12 protein-coding genes are annotated in these 15,442 nt (G+C 29.3%); all 12 read left to right on the forward strand.

Going from position 1 to position 15,442, the window contains the following annotated elements:
* Nucleotides 1-45: 45 nt before the first annotated feature.
* Nucleotides 46-843, forward strand: coding sequence for a pentapeptide repeat-containing protein (locus tag O0R46_RS00910; RefSeq protein ID WP_269311730.1), 798 nt, complete (start codon nucleotides 46-48; stop codon nucleotides 841-843).
* A gap of 68 nt (nucleotides 844-911) precedes the next feature.
* A complete protein-coding gene (locus O0R46_RS00915; RefSeq protein WP_269311731.1) occupies nucleotides 912-1,565 on the forward strand; it encodes a C39 family peptidase in 654 nt (217 codons plus the stop codon).
* A gap of 59 nt (nucleotides 1,566-1,624) precedes the next feature.
* Nucleotides 1,625-2,998 carry a bifunctional UDP-N-acetylglucosamine diphosphorylase/glucosamine-1-phosphate N-acetyltransferase GlmU gene (glmU, locus tag O0R46_RS00920; protein WP_269311732.1) on the forward strand — a complete coding sequence of 458 codons (1,374 nt, stop codon included), beginning with the start codon at nucleotides 1,625-1,627 and terminating at the stop codon, nucleotides 2,996-2,998.
* A 141-nt stretch (nucleotides 2,999-3,139) separates the two neighbouring features.
* A complete protein-coding gene (locus tag O0R46_RS00925; RefSeq protein ID WP_269311733.1) occupies nucleotides 3,140-4,093 on the forward strand; it encodes a ribose-phosphate pyrophosphokinase in 954 nt (317 codons plus the stop codon).
* A gap of 200 nt (nucleotides 4,094-4,293) precedes the next feature.
* On the forward strand, nucleotides 4,294-4,848 hold the full coding sequence (locus O0R46_RS00930) for an Mpv17/PMP22 family protein (protein ID WP_269311734.1): 555 nt from the start codon (nucleotides 4,294-4,296) through the stop codon (nucleotides 4,846-4,848).
* Between the two features lie 151 nt (nucleotides 4,849-4,999).
* On the forward strand, nucleotides 5,000-6,079 hold the full coding sequence (locus O0R46_RS00935) for a type IV pilus twitching motility protein PilT (protein WP_269311735.1): 1,080 nt from the start codon (nucleotides 5,000-5,002) through the stop codon (nucleotides 6,077-6,079).
* Nucleotides 6,080-6,302: 223 nt separating this feature from the next.
* Nucleotides 6,303-6,758: a prepilin peptidase gene (locus O0R46_RS00940; protein WP_269311736.1), complete on the forward strand. Its 456-nt coding sequence runs from the start codon at nucleotides 6,303-6,305 to the stop codon at nucleotides 6,756-6,758.
* 313 nt (nucleotides 6,759-7,071) lie between these two features.
* Nucleotides 7,072-7,632 carry an aminoacyl-tRNA hydrolase gene (gene pth, locus O0R46_RS00945; RefSeq protein ID WP_269311737.1) on the forward strand — a complete coding sequence of 187 codons (561 nt, stop codon included), beginning with the start codon at nucleotides 7,072-7,074 and terminating at the stop codon, nucleotides 7,630-7,632.
* A gap of 14 nt (nucleotides 7,633-7,646) precedes the next feature.
* Nucleotides 7,647-11,045 carry a transcription-repair coupling factor gene (mfd, locus tag O0R46_RS00950; protein ID WP_269311738.1) on the forward strand — a complete coding sequence of 1,133 codons (3,399 nt, stop codon included), beginning with the start codon at nucleotides 7,647-7,649 and terminating at the stop codon, nucleotides 11,043-11,045.
* Between the two features lie 10 nt (nucleotides 11,046-11,055).
* Complete coding sequence (locus O0R46_RS00955) at nucleotides 11,056-12,114, forward strand: peptidylprolyl isomerase (protein WP_269311739.1); 1,059 nt, start codon at nucleotides 11,056-11,058, stop codon at nucleotides 12,112-12,114.
* 144 nt (nucleotides 12,115-12,258) lie between these two features.
* A complete protein-coding gene (locus tag O0R46_RS00960; protein WP_269311740.1) occupies nucleotides 12,259-13,875 on the forward strand; it encodes a putative polysaccharide biosynthesis protein in 1,617 nt (538 codons plus the stop codon).
* 116 nt (nucleotides 13,876-13,991) lie between these two features.
* Nucleotides 13,992-15,434, forward strand: a complete 1,443-nt coding sequence (gene yabN / locus O0R46_RS00965) for a bifunctional methyltransferase/pyrophosphohydrolase YabN (protein ID WP_331275603.1) — start codon at nucleotides 13,992-13,994, stop codon at nucleotides 15,432-15,434.
* Nucleotides 15,435-15,442: the final 8 nt, after the last annotated feature.

A 15,442-nucleotide genomic window follows, 5' to 3' on the forward strand; every position in this document is an offset into this window, starting at 1 on the left:
TAACAAAGATGAATATAGGGTTTATTGGGTAAATGAGGTTTCAAAATGATTGAAGTTACAAGAGAATATTTAGTAAGAGCTCTATCAAATAAAAAACCAGATACAGATAGAGTTTTAAATGAAAATCATAATAAAGATATTAATAGAAATCCTGATAGTGAACTTGATAAAATTTCAAAAGAAAAAATTAACATAAAAAATTTGGTTGATTTAAGGAATATTAAAATTGATTCAATAGATATAAGTGATTTAGATTTTTCTTATGTTGATTTATCTTGGTCAGAAATAAGAAATACTTCTTGCAAAAATACTGATTTTAGCCATTCAAAGCTAGAAAATACACTTTGTAGAAATGTGGATTTTTATAGGGCGAATTTAGAAGGCTCAAGCCTTAGTGCATGCGACTTTAGGACTTGTAGTCTAAAAGAAGCAAATTGCATAGGAAGTGATTTCAAAAACTCCATTTTACTAGATACAAATTTAGAAGGAATAATATATGATAAATCTACTAAAAATTTTTCCCTAAGATGTCCTGAAGAAGGATATTTTATTGGGTATAAAAAATGCTTCAATGATCTTCTGGTAACATTACTGATACCAACAGATGCTAAGAGGTCTTCAGGAACGAATTCAGCATGTAGGTGCGATAAAGCAAAAGTTATAGCAATTAGTAAACTAGATGGCAGTGGATTTTATAGGGAAGCAGTATCTTTGGTTGATGAAACTTTTATATATAGGTTGGGACAATTTTCTTATGCGGATAGTTTTGATGATAATAGATGGTTAGATTCATCACATGGTATACATTTTTGGATGACTAAAGAAGAAGCTATTGCGTATTAATTAAGGTCTAGTTCAATATTTTGTAATAAAATATTTATCAGACTAATTTTAGAAAGGTAATTGTGCTAATGAGAAAATTATGGAATTTAATAAAGTTAATTTGTTTGGCCATTATTATAGCTTTTTTATTTTATTTGATTCCAGACAAGAGCTTGAATGTTGGTGAAAAATATCAAAATCCAGATTTTCCCAATGGATGTGAAATAACTGCACTTCAAATGTTAATGAATTATAACAATATTAACATAAGTAAGGATATAATAAATGATTATTTGCCAAAATCTGGTTTTTCAAATGCAGATCCAGAACTAGCTTATATAGGAAACCCTAGAAGTAGTTCAGATGGATTTTATTGTTATGCAGGGCCTATTGTTCAGGCAGCTAACTCATATTTTAAAGATAATGGAATAGATAAGCAAGCTAGGGATAAGACTGGGATGAATATATTGCTATTGTTTCATCGTGTAGCGGTAGAAAAACAACCAGTAGCTGTATGGTTTACAACTGATTATAAATCACCAGAAGAATCTATGGTATCTTATACAGATAAAAATGGCAATAAAAACAAATTATATAAAAATCTTCACTGTGTAGTAGTTGAAGGTATGGGGCTTGGTAAAGTTAAAATTGTAGATCCAATAAAGGGTAAGCAATCTTTGTATTTTTGGCAATTTATAAAAATATATTACCAAATGGGTCAAAGAGCTATAATAATTAAATAAGTTATAAAAAAATAAATTTAATTAAGAATATAAATAGATAAGTAGGGGAGGATTTTATAATGAAAAAAGCAATTGTGTTGGCAGCTGGAAAAGGAACTAGAATGAAATCAAGTTCACCAAAGGTTGTTCACAAAGTATGTGGAAAAGAAATGGTAAATCATGTCATAGATTCTTCAAAAAAAGCAGGAGTAGATCAAATTATAGCTATACTTGGACATGGTATAGATCAGGTGAAATCTGTATTAGGTGAAGATGTAAAAACTGTATATCAAGAAGAACAGTTAGGAACAGCACATGCTGTAATGATGGCAGATAAGTATATAAATGATGAAGATACTGTAGTAGTATTATGTGGAGACACTCCGCTTATAATGCCTGAGACTATGAATAAATTCTTTGAATATCATGATAATGGAAATTATGGGGTAACAGTGTTAACTGCAAGAGTTGAAGATCCTACAGGATATGGAAGAATAGTTAGAGATGAAAATGGTAGTTTAGTCAAAATAGTTGAGCAAAAAGATGCAGATGAAAACACTTTAAAGATAGATGAAATAAATTCAGGTATTTATTGTTTTAATGGAGCTTATTTAAAATCTTCATTACAATATGTTGGAAACGATAATGCACAGGGAGAATACTATTTACCTGATACAATAGAGATTATAAAATCTCAAGGGATGGATACAGGTGCTTTTTTAGGAGCTACAATTGATGAATTGATGGGTGTTAATTCAAGAAATCAACTTTCTGTAGCTGAAAAGACTATGAAGCTGAGAATTAATGAAATGCATATGACTAATGGTGTTACTATAATAGACACAGATTCTACATATATAGATGCAGATGTAGAAATAGGAAATGACACAATAATTCTACCAGGCTGTATGCTAACAAAAGGAACAAAAATTGGAACTAACTGTAAGATAGGGCCATATACATGTATAGAAAACTCTGTAGTTGGAGATGGAACTTCAGTTAAAAAATCGGAATTAATAGACGCAAAAGTAGGTATGGACACTAATGTAGGCCCATATGCTTATCTGAGACCCAAGTCAGATATAGGAGATAATTGCAAAATTGGTGACTTTGTAGAGGTTAAAAATACTCAATTTGGTGATGGTTCAAAGGCATCTCATTTATCTTATATAGGTGATGCGGAAGTAGGAAAAAATGTAAATATAGGTTGTGGAGTGGTATTTGTAAATTATGATGGTAAAAATAAATTCAAATCAATTGTAAAGGATAATGCCTTTGTAGGGTCTAACGCAAATCTAGTAGCTCCAGTAACTATAGAAGAAGATGCTTTTATAGCTACAGGGTCTACAATAACTGATGACATACCAGTTGGAGCTTTGGCCGTTGCTAGACAAAGACAAGTAGTAAAAGAAGGTTGGGTAGCAAAGAAAAGAGAAAAAGATAATAAAAAATAAACAAATTAATGAAATTAAAATTTTAGGAAAATAAATTTATATAAGTCATCATAAGAATCATAGAATTATGGTATAATAAAAAGGAATATTTATAAATAAATTTTAATATAGTTATATTTTACTTTAGGAGGTTTGTGAATTATGAGTTGTTACAATAGCCATAAGATGAAGCTTATTGCTGGTAACGCATCTAAGGAATTAGCTGAAAAAATAGCTAAGAGCTTGGGTATGGACCTAGTAGACTGCAAGGTTGAAACTTTTAGTGATGGGGAAATATCAGTGTCTATCAATGAAACAATAAGAGGATGCGATGTATTTGTTATACAGTCAACTAATAGTCCAGTAAATAATAATTTAATGGAGCTATTAATATTAATAGATGCATTAAAGAGAGCATCAGTAGGAACAGTAGCGGCTGTAATACCATATTACGGTTACGCAAGACAGGATAGAAAAGCAAAGGCCAGAGATCCAATTACAGCTAAGTTAGTTGCAAATTTATTGACTGCAGCTGGTGCAGATAGAATTCTTACAATGGACTTACATGCATCACAGATACAAGGATATTTCGATATTCCACTAGATCATTTATTAGGAGGAACTATACTGGCTGATTACTTTAAGAGTTTAAACTTAGAAGATTTAGTTGTTGTATCTCCTGATTTAGGAAGTGTTACAAGATCTAGAAAATTTGCTAACAATATAAGCAAGGAAACTCCAATTGCAATAATAGATAAGAGAAGACCTAAGCCAAATGTTAGTGAAGTAATGAACATAATAGGTGAGGTTAAAGATAAGAATGTTATCTTGCTTGATGACATGATTGATACAGCTGGAACAATAGTAAATGCAGCAGCAGCGCTTAAGAAATTTGGGGCGAAGGATGTATATGCTTGTTGTACACATGCAGTTCTTTCAGGTCCAGCAATTGAAAGAATAGATAATTCAGTAATCAAGGAACTTGTAGTACTTGATACAATTGAACTTCCAGAAGAAAAGAAAATAGATAAAATAAAGATTAGATCTGTTGCAGATCTTTTCGCAGATGCAATCAATAGAATATATACTTGTGATTCAGTAAGTAAGCTGTTCTAGTATACAGTTTATTTTTGAAATAAAAAATTCATATCAACAATCAAAAAAAGTCCAATTAAATTGGACTTTTTTTGATTGTGCTTTAAAATGATAATAATATTATTAAATAAAATTAAAAAGATTGAAATTTAACAATATCTAGGTTATAATATATAAGTCTTGGATAACGATTTCAATTAGAAGAATATTTAGGAGGAAAAATGTCTATTTTAACGAATCATTATGTATTATCATTTATTAAATTCGCAATATTAGCGACTCTTGGTGAAATAATAGCATGCAGTATTAAAAACAAAAAATTTACAGTTCCACATTCTATAGGAGCTAGAATGCTTATCTGGGGCTTACTTGGAGTATGGATAGCATTTATGATGGGTATATTTGCTGATTCAATGGCAACAAAACTTACAAAAGCTGGTCTGGACTTGTCTACACTATTTGGTACTTTTATTTTCGGTTTAGTGACTTCGTTAGTTATGAACTTCTGTTTTGGGCCAGTATTTATGGTATTTCACAAGCATACAGACACATACTTAGAACTAAGACATCAAGATAGAAATAAGAAAATAACTTTGAAAGATATTTGCAATAATATAGACTATTATGCTTATGCTAAAAATGTATTGATAGGGACTATACCGACGTTTTGGATACCTGCTCATACAATAACATTTATGATACCAGCAGATTTCAGAGTACTATTTGCTGCATTCCTTTCAATTTGTCTAGGAATTATATTATCGTTAAAATCATAGTAAAAAGTAAAAAGTAAAAAGTAAAAAGTAAAAAGTAAAAAGTAAAAAGTAAAAAGTAAAAAGTAACCTAAAAAATCTGACTCATATGAGTCAGATTTTTTAATATACATTTTGTCTATAAAACTAAAGGAAAATATTAGGAGGGATATACTTGAGCTTTATAGGGAAATGTATTATTAAAAACAATCACGAAGATATTTCGGATATTCATATCAGAGAAAATGAGTTTATCTATATCAGAAAAAATGGATTATTAGTGAAAACAGATTTAATGGCCAAATTAAATTATATACAGGAATTTTTCGAAGAGATTGATGTTGATTTTGAAAAAATTTTAAAAAAATTAAATATAAATAAGCAAGTTGATTTTTCTTTTGAACTTAGAGAATTAGGAAAAAGATCCAGGGCTAATATATTTTTTTCAATGGATAGAATATGTGTAGTTATTAGACTTATAAAAGATAATATTGATAATTTAAAGGCTTTAAATATAAGTTTAAAAGAAAGTGACTTATCAAATTTTTCAAGTGGTTTAGTATTTGTAACTGGACCAACGGGCTCAGGGAAGACCAGTACTTTAGCAGCTATAATTGAGTATATAAATCAAAATGAAAATAAGCATATCATTTGTCTTGAAGATCCAATTGAATATACTTATATCAGTAAAAAATCCCTTATTACTCAAGTCGAGGTTAAGAATGACAGCAAAGATTTTAAAGAGGCTTTAAAATCAAGTCTTAGACAGGATCCAGATATTATTGTAATTGGAGAAATAAGGGATCAGAATACTTTACTTACATGTCTTAGAGCAGCGGAAAGTGGACATTTATGTTTTTGTACCCTACATACTTTGGGAGTTGCTTCTTGTGTAGAAAGGGTGGCTAATATGATTGACATAAGATATATATCAAATATGTATTTTCAGATTTCAAAACTTACAAGATGTATAATGTCTCAGCAATTAATATTGACAAATTATGGGGAGAGAGTGCCGGTAATTGAATTTGCAAATATTGATAGGTCTTTAGAAAATTTAATCAGAGAAGGAAAATTGAATCAGATACAAGCTTACATATTGACTAATAAAAATATGATTAGTATGGACAAAGAACTTTTAAAATTATATGAAAATCGCATAATAAGTAAAAAATGCTTGATTAGACATTGTGTAGATTATGATTTTATTGTTAGTAGACTTAGAAAAAATGGAGTTGATTCGCTTGATATATAATATATATTTACAGAATTTATTAATAAATTTAATATTAATAGACTTATTTGATGTTTTATTGATAATTGGATGTATTGTAATAACGTTAATTATTTTCAAAGTTTTATTTATTAGAGATATTATTTTAGCTTATAAAAGCAAATATTATATTTTTATCATCCTATTTCTTTGTTTAATAAACTGTACTTACATTTCACATTTTAATATATATTCATTTCTAACAATGGCATTAGTGCCTATATTTATAGTTGTTTCAATAGTAGATATTTACTATAAAAAAATTTATGATATTGATATAATGATTACTTTTATAGTTACGCTTTTAATATATTTTATTTATAATAATTTTGTCGCTTATGAGAAAAATATTTTTTTTATAGTGATCGCTGAAAATATAGTGAAAGGATTAATAGGTGGAATTATACTATTTCTAGTAACATTTTCAATAGTAAAACTTAGTAAATCAATGGGAGAAGGAGATGCATGGTTTTTCTTTGCACTTGGTATTAGTGTAGAATTATCATATACATATACTTTTTTTATATCTTCTTTTTTATCTGCAAGTATATATATATTATTAAAAGCGATATTATCTGAGAAAAAAGAATCTATTATTGCCTTTATTCCATTTATATGTATAGCTTATATAATAAATCAGCAAATAATTAATATAAAATAGGAGTATTATTTTATATTTTTAGTATATTTTTATAGTAGATTTTGAATCAATTCATATAGAATTCATTTAGATAAACTTGATTTTTATTGAAATTTTAATGTATAATTTAAAGTTAAGTGAACGACAATATTATTTTGTAAAAATTGATAAAGATTAATATTATTAGTTCACATTATGAGCTAATCTATGGTTAGTGGGTATATACTATATGATATTGTTACGGTTTGATCTGGATCTAACCGTTTATTTTTAATGGTTTAATAAATATTGACACTATCATTATTAAATTAGATAAAGGAAGGGTTAAGATATAATGTATATAATAATTGGGTTGGGAAATCCAGGTAAGAAATATGAAAGAACCAGACATAATGCTGGTTTTGATGTGATAGATAAGCTGGCAGATAAGCACAGTATTAAAGTCGACAAGATAAAACACAAGGCTTTAATAGGAGAGGGAAGAATAGGAAATGAAAAAGTAGTGCTAGTAAAGCCACAGACTTATATGAATCTCAGCGGTGAATCTGTAATCAGTTTAGTAAATTTTTACAAGATAGATTTAAAAAATCTTATAGTAATATATGATGATATAGATTTAGATGTAGGAAAGTTAAGAATTAGAAAAAAAGGAAGTGCAGGATCTCACAATGGCATGAAATCTATAATAAAGTGTATAAATAGTCAAGAATTTCCTAGAGTAAGGGTAGGAGTATCAAAGCCTCAAGCAGGAAGAGATTTGGCTGATTTTGTACTTTCAAGAGTTTCTAAAGAACAAGTGGAAGATATGGAAAGTGGATTTGATAAGGCAGTTAAGACAGTAGAAGAAATTATTGATAAGGATATTGATTCAGCGATGAATAAATATAACGGTTAGGAATGGTGAAGTAAATGAATGATGTATTGGTATATCCATTGAAAAACAGTGGTGAATATAATGGTATACTGGATGCTATTAATAAAAAAGAACATGTTCAGATAGTAGGCTTAATGCAAAATAGTAGGGCTAATATAGGCTATTCTATATTTAAAGATCAATCAAAACAGATGCTTTATGTAGCAAGTAGCGAATATGAAGCTAAAAAGATTTTTGAGGAATTAAGTGCTTATAATAAGTCAAAAGTAGAAATGTTACCATCAGACAATATTCTTTTTTATAATTTGGATGCAAGAGACAGAAAATTAGATGCTAGAAAATTAAAAGTATATTTGAAATTAGTAAAAAGAGAAAAGTCAATATTTGTTACATCTGTGGATGCATTGTCTAGAAAGTATGTTCCAAAGAAAATAATATTAGACAATGTTTTTAAATTAAAAATTGGGCAGACTATGGAGATGGATAAATTGAGTAAAATTCTCGTTAGTTTGGGTTACCAGAGAGTTAGCAAGGTAGAAGGCTTTGGTCAATTTAGTATCAGAGGTGGGATTTTAGATGTATTTACATTACTATATGATTTTCCATTGCGATTTGAATTTTTTGATGATGAGATTGATTCTATTAGAGAGTTTGATATTTATTCACAAAAATCGATATCAAAGAAAACTTCTGTGACAATTACACCATCTAGAGAATTTATATATCCAGATCAAGTTGAGTTTGCAGTAGAGAAATTAAAAAGTGAATTAAGTGATAATGCAGATCCAGATGTTCTTAGAAATATTGAAAGAATCGAGTCAAAAGAATATTTTGATGGAATGGAAAATTATATAGATTATATATATGGTGATGTTGATAAATCCTTATTTGAATTTTTAGATGAAGATGCCATAATATTTATTGATGATTTCAATAGATATAGGGAAAGGTTTAAAAATATTGCTTCTGAATTTAAAGAAAATTATATTTTAAATTTAGAAAGAGGATTAGCATTAAAAACTCAAGGTAGTTTACTTCATTCATTGGAGGAATTAAACCACTATATTGGCAATAGAAGCATATTAATGAATACATTGCTAAATAAGACCATTAATGATATGGGAATAAATAGGGTTGTATCTATAGATTCTAGAGAAATACCAAGCTATAATGGTAAAATTGATATGCTAGTTGAAGAGTTAAAAAGACTTAGACATTCAGGATATAAGACTATAATAGCTACATATTCTAGTGAAAGAGCAAAAAAGATAAGTAAGATATTAATAGAAAATGAAATAGATAATATATATACTACCAGTAGAGATGTAGAAATAAAAAGTTCTCAAATAATAGTGGTACCAGCTAATATAAGTCAAGGTTTTCAATATCCTTCGATAAAATTTCAAATAATTACGGATAAGGAATTGGTTGGTTCAAACAAGTCTGGTGTGAAGAAAAAGAGAACCAAAAAGAAAAATTCTTCAAAGATAGAATCCTTTATGGATTTAAAGGTAGGCGACTATGTAGTTCATGAGAATAGTGGTGTTGGTAAATATACTGGCATAGAACAAATAAGTGTTGATGGAATAAAAAGAGACTATTTAAAAGTTATGTATAATGGCGGTGATAGTCTATATGTACCTATAGATCAAATGGATAAAGTCCAAAAATATATAGGTGGAGATGTAGAAAAAGTAAAATTAAATAAATTAGGTACACAGGAATGGTCAAAAGCAAAGAATAAGGTTAAAAAAGAGATAGAAGATATGACCAAGGAACTAGTAGAGCTATACGCCAAAAGAGAAAAGAGAAAAGGATATAAATTCTCTAAAGATACTGTTTGGCAAAATGAATTTGAAGATAAGTTTCCATTTACAGAGACTGATGACCAGTTAAAGGCTATAAAAGAGACTAAAAAAGATATGGAATCTGTAAAGGCAATGGACAGATTAGTATGTGGAGATGTTGGTTACGGAAAAACAGAAGTAGCCATAAGAGCTATATTTAAAGCTGTTATGGATGGTAAGCAAGTAGCTGTATTAGTGCCTACTACAATATTAGCTCAACAGCACTATAACACTTTTGTGGAAAGATTTGAAGATTATCCAATCAGAGTAGAGGTTCTAAGCAGGTTTAGAACCGCCAAACAACAAAAGCAAATCGTAGAAGATGCAAAAAAAGGTTTGGTAGACGTTTTGATAGGTACGCATAGAATTGTATCAAAGGATATAGATTTAAGTAAGCTAGGTCTAGTGGTAGTTGATGAAGAGCAAAGGTTCGGCGTAAAGCATAAAGAAGCTTTAAAAAAATTGAAAGTCGATGTTGATGTACTTACTTTATCTGCAACACCAATACCTAGAACACTTCATATGTCACTGAGTGGCATTAGAGATATGAGTATTATTGAAGAGCCACCTCAGGAAAGATATCCAGTACTTACATATGTAACAGAGGCTAAGGATAGTATAATACAAGATGAAATATTAAGAGAACTTGATAGACAAGGTCAGGTATTTTTTGTATATAACAGGGTGGAAGGCATAGAGCAAATGGCATCTAGAATCAAAAAGCTGGTGCCAGATGCAAGAGTTGGTGTAGCACACGGTAGGATGACTTCTAGTCAGCTGGAAAATACAGTCTTGTCTTTCTTGGCTAAAGAATTTGATGTTTTAGTATGTACTACAATAATAGAAACAGGAATGGATATAGCAAATGCTAACACCATAATAATCTATGATGCTGATAAGATGGGTCTTTCACAACTTTATCAGTTAAGAGGTAGAGTGGGAAGAAGTACAAAGCAAGGCTATGCTTACTTGATGTATGAAAGAAATAAAGTCCTAAGTGAAGTAGCAGAGAAGAGATTAAAAGCTATAAAAGAATTTACTGAATTTGGTTCAGGATTTAAAGTTGCTATGAGGGACCTTGAAATTAGAGGTGCTGGAGATGTTCTAGGATCTCAGCAACATGGTCATATGGCTGTAATAGGATATGAACTATATGTTAAAATGTTAAATGAAGCAATTTCTAAGATTAAAGGAGAAGTTTTAATAGAAGATACAGATGTAGAATTAGACCTTAGTGTAAATGCATTTATACCAAGCTCTTATATTGAAGATGAAATATTGAAACTTGAAATGTACAAAAAAATTGCTACAATAGATAGTAAAGAAGATATGTATGAAATACAAGAAGAATTAGAAGATAGATTCTCTAATATACCAAAGGAAACTCAAACATTATTAAATATAGCCTATATTAAATCTCTATGTAAAAGGCTAAAAATAAATAAGGTAAAGCAAAATGGAAAAGAGATTAATTTAGAACCACTTACAAAATATATAAGTAGTGAGAGCAATGGTTATGATATAGTAATGGAACTTGAAGTTATGCTTGAGGGTTTTATAAAAAACAAAGAAAATACCAAAAATTAGGAGGTAGTAAATGAAAAAAATTTTAGCAATATTATTAGCGTGTAGTGTAGCATTATCTACTGTAGCTTGTTCTGGTGGATCAGTAGCTACTGTAGATGGAAAGTCAATATCTAAAAGTGAATTTAAAAAAGAATTAAAGCTTAATAAATGGATATATCAAATGCAATATGGAGATGGAATCTGGAAACAGATGGAAATGCAGGATAAAAACTATAAAGAAACGATAAAGAAGAATGTATTAGAATCTCTTATCCAGAAAAAATTATATTTAAGTCACGCTGAAAAGAATAAAATTAAGCCAGATGAAAAAATGTTAAAGCAATATAAAGAGCAGAATAAGAAAATGTTAGAAGATAAAAACACTAAAAAAAGCATGGATGAAGCTGGTGTGACAGAAGATATGCTAGATAATTATGCAAAAGATGCAGCCACTTTGGCAGCTTTTTATTCTGACCTAGAGAAGAAGTCTGCACCTAATGATAAAGAATTGAAAGAATACTATGATAAAAATAACAAAAAAATAGATGCTTCTCATATATTAATATCGACAACAGCAAAAGATGGAAAGCCTGTATCAGAAAAGGAAAAAGCTGAGTTAAAGAAAAAAGCTGAAGAAATACAAAAAAAAGCAAAAGATGGAGAAGATTTCTCTAAGCTTGCTAAAGAAAATTCACAGGATCCAGGTTCAGTAGCAAAGGGTGGAGAACTTGGTGAGTTTGGCAAGGGTGTAATGGCACCGGCATTTGAAAAAGCAGCTTTCAACTTAAAAGAGGGTGAAGTATCAGATGTAGTAGAAACTCAATTTGGTTATCATATAATCAAACTGAATAAAGTAGTAAACATTGACTTTGAAAAAGCAAAGGGTGAATTAAAGACTACTTTAACGCAAGAAAAAGCACAGAAAACAGTGAGTGATATACAATCAAAAGCTAAGATTAAAAAAGATGAAGAGGCATTAAAGAAAATAGATTTTGGCAAAATACCAGAAGCTAAGAATACAGAAAAAAAAGATACAAATAATAAAAATTCATCTACACAATCAAAGAAAGATGAAGAAAAGAAAAAATAATTTAATATTATTAAGAGCCGATATTTTTGTCGGCTCTTTTATGTTTATCAATACTTATTTTAATGTAATATTTAATAAATCTGTGGTATAATATTTCTTATCTGTGTAAAAGTAAAAGAGGTTTTTATATAAATGGAGGTAGAAATGAGAACAGAGAGTAAGACAAGCACCTTTATAAAAGGTACCTTAATTCTAGGTGCTGCGGGTGTAATAATAAAAATACTAGGTGCAATATTTAGAATACCACTTAGCAATTTAATTGGTTCAGAAGGTATGGGTTATTATCAGACCGCATACCCAGTATATACATTGTTTTTAACACTTGCTACTGCAGGATTTCCTACAGCAATAGCAAAGTTAGTGTCTGAACAGGCAGCCCTTGGTAATCACAAGGGAGCAAATGATATCTTTAAGATAACTCATTTGATGTTATTCTTAACAGGTTTTGTAACATTTATAGTCTTGTTTTTTGGAGCAGAGTTTATAGTAGGTAATGTACAACACAATCCAAATGCAATATCAGCTATGCATGCAATTGCTCCAGCTTTATTGATTGTTCCATCTATGTCAGCTTATAGAGGTTATTATCAAGGATATCAAAAAATGTCAAGAATAGCACTTTCTCAGATAATTGAACAGATATTTAGAGTATTTTTAGGTCTGACTTTGGCATTTATATTAATGAAACAGTTTGGTCCAAAACTTGGTGCAGCTGGTGGTATATCAGGTGCTTCAATAGGTGCCTTTGCATCATTCTTGTTTTTGGTATTTGTATATATAAAAGATAGTAAAGAAAGAAAAGTACTTATGGACTCTAGTGTAGGGTATGTAAAACAGAGTACAAAGAGAGTTATAATAAAAATAGTGAAGGTAGTTATACCAATCAGTATAGGTGCTTGTGTAATGCCTTTAGTAAATGTTGTAGACACTGTAATAGTTATAGCAAGGTTAGAAGCGGCAGGTTTTACTAGAATGGCAGCGAATTCTCTATTAGGTCAGTTAACAGGTATGGGTATACCTATAATTTCAATGCCTATGATATTTACGACAGCAATAGGAATGAGTTTGGTGCCAGCAATTTCAGAGTCTTATACATTAAAAAAATTTGACGATGCCCGTAAAAATGCTAAAATAGCATTTAAAATAACCTTGTTATTATTGTTGCCTTGTACCTTTGGTTTAGCAGCTATTGCATCACCAATAATGGGACTTTTATTTCCTAAAGAATCATCAGTAATATTGGGATCGATTTTATTTACACTTGCGCCTGCATGTGTATTTTTAGGACTTCTATATACTTTTAATGGAATACTTCAAGGAATGGGCAAACCGATGATACCAGTTTATGCTTTGTTATGTGGTATAATTGGTAAGATAGTAATAAGTTATACACTTACAGCCATACCTTCAATAAATATATTGGGTTCTGCGTTTGGTACAGTAGCATCTTATTTAATAGCAGCAATTTTTGAATATGTGTATATAAAGAAGTCTTTAAATATAGAATTCAATATTATGGATTACTTTATTAAACCTATAATAACTGTTATAATAATGTATCTTTCTGTTAGATTGGTTAATTATGGATTAGGTATGTTTATAGGTACCAAATTGTCAACTCTAATATCAATTGCTGTTGGTGGTATAGTGTATATATTAGTCCTTCTTGGAATAGGTGGAATAACTCAGAATGAAATTTTATCTATGCCAAAGGGAGATAAAATGTTAGCTAAGTTAAAAAAGGCAAAATTGATTAGATAAAAATTATATAATTATATACAGAAAAATATATAATATAAACTATAAATAAAATAAAAATTATTTAGGTTGTTCAAATTATTTAATAGTTTGAACAACCTTATTTTTTAGGAGGAATTATGTCAATCACTATAGTTGGTCTAGGAGCTGGTGACTTATCTCAAATAAGTTTTGCAGCTGTAAACGAATTGAAAAAAGATAAAAAAATATATCTTAGAACTGATAACCACCCTATCGTAGAATATTTGAACATTGAATATACATCTTTTGATGAATACTATGATAGATTAGAAAACTTTGAAGAAGTTTATGAAGCTATATCAGAAAAGATAGTAGAAGAGGGTAAAAAAGAAGATATTATTTATGCTGTGCCCGGACATCCTAGAGTTGCAGAAAAGACAGTAAGCTTGATAGAAAAGTATGCAAAATTAGAAAACATAGAATTAGAAATAATTGCTTCAATGAGTTTTATTGATGCCATGTATAATTATCTTGGATTTGATCCATCTGATGGATTCACATTAATTGATGCATTTGAAGTAAGAAGGAAAAATTTGGATTCTGAATCTAATATAATTATTACACAGGTATATGATAGATATATAGCTTCAAATGTAAAACTAAAGCTTATGGATTATTATGATGATGAACAAGACGTATGGCTAGTGAAATCTGCAGGTATTAAAAATTTAGAATATAAGAAAAAAGTGCATTTGTATGATTTAGATTCAATAAAAAATGAGTTTGATCATTTAACTAGTCTATATATACCTAAATCTGATAAAAAAAGATTTATGGATATAGAAGATTTGATTGAAATTACTAAAAAGCTTAGAAGTGAAGATGGATGTCCTTGGGATAAAGAGCAAAGCCATGGTTCTTTGAAGAGATATATTGTTGAAGAGGCCTATGAATTGGTAGAAGCTATAGAAGAAGATGATATAGATGGAATAATAGAAGAATTAGGAGATATATTATATCAAGTTACCATACATTCACAAATAGGTATAGAAGAAGGCTATTTTGATATATATGAAGTTAGTAATGCCATTAGTAAAAAAATGATAGATAGGCATGCTCATGTATTTGATAAAGAAAATGCGGACAATAGTTTGACTTGGGAAGAAAAAAAGATGATTGAAAAAAATGAAACAAAAATAACTGAATCTATAAAAAGAACAGTAAAATCTTTACCAGGTCTTATGAAAGCAGAAAAAATACAGGATAAAGCAGCAAAAGTAGGTTTTGATTGGGATAGTATTGAACCAGTATTTGATAAAGTATTAGAAGAATATAATGAATTTTTAGTTGAGTATAAAAACTTTGATAAGCAAAAAATGAAAAATGAATTCGGAGACTTATTATTTTCTTTGGTTAACCTTGCTAGATTCTTGAAAATAGATCCAGAAGAAGCTATACAGTTAACTAATCATAAGTTTATCAGTAGATTTGAGTATGTGGAAAATGCAATATTAGAATCAGGAAAAACTTTTGAAGATGTCGACTTGAACACTATGGATATATATTGGAATGAAGCTAAGAAAATTGATGTATGCAAATAATTAAAGTT

Source organism: Peptostreptococcus equinus (genome assembly GCF_027125355.1).
Lineage (GTDB): Bacteria > Bacillota > Clostridia > Peptostreptococcales > Peptostreptococcaceae > Peptostreptococcus > Peptostreptococcus equinus.

Excerpts from the sequence above, each read along its gene's own strand:
- O0R46_RS00910 (WP_269311730.1), top strand. The coding sequence starts at position 46 with ATGATTGAAGTTACAAGAGAATATTTAGTAAGAGCTCTATCAAATAAA.
- O0R46_RS00915 (WP_269311731.1), top strand. The coding sequence starts at position 912 with ATGAGAAAATTATGGAATTTAATAAAGTTAATTTGTTTGGCCATTATT.
- glmU (WP_269311732.1), top strand. The coding sequence starts at position 1,625 with ATGAAAAAAGCAATTGTGTTGGCAGCTGGAAAAGGAACTAGAATGAAA.
- O0R46_RS00925 (WP_269311733.1), top strand. The coding sequence starts at position 3,140 with ATGAGTTGTTACAATAGCCATAAGATGAAGCTTATTGCTGGTAACGCA.
- O0R46_RS00930 (WP_269311734.1), top strand. The coding sequence starts at position 4,294 with ATGTCTATTTTAACGAATCATTATGTATTATCATTTATTAAATTCGCA.
- O0R46_RS00940 (WP_269311736.1), top strand. The coding sequence starts at position 6,303 with ATGGCATTAGTGCCTATATTTATAGTTGTTTCAATAGTAGATATTTAC.
- pth (WP_269311737.1), top strand. The coding sequence starts at position 7,072 with ATGTATATAATAATTGGGTTGGGAAATCCAGGTAAGAAATATGAAAGA.
- mfd (WP_269311738.1), top strand. The coding sequence starts at position 7,647 with ATGAATGATGTATTGGTATATCCATTGAAAAACAGTGGTGAATATAAT.
- O0R46_RS00955 (WP_269311739.1), top strand. The coding sequence starts at position 11,056 with ATGAAAAAAATTTTAGCAATATTATTAGCGTGTAGTGTAGCATTATCT.
- O0R46_RS00960 (WP_269311740.1), top strand. The coding sequence starts at position 12,259 with ATGAGAACAGAGAGTAAGACAAGCACCTTTATAAAAGGTACCTTAATT.
- yabN (WP_331275603.1), top strand. The coding sequence starts at position 13,992 with ATGTCAATCACTATAGTTGGTCTAGGAGCTGGTGACTTATCTCAAATA.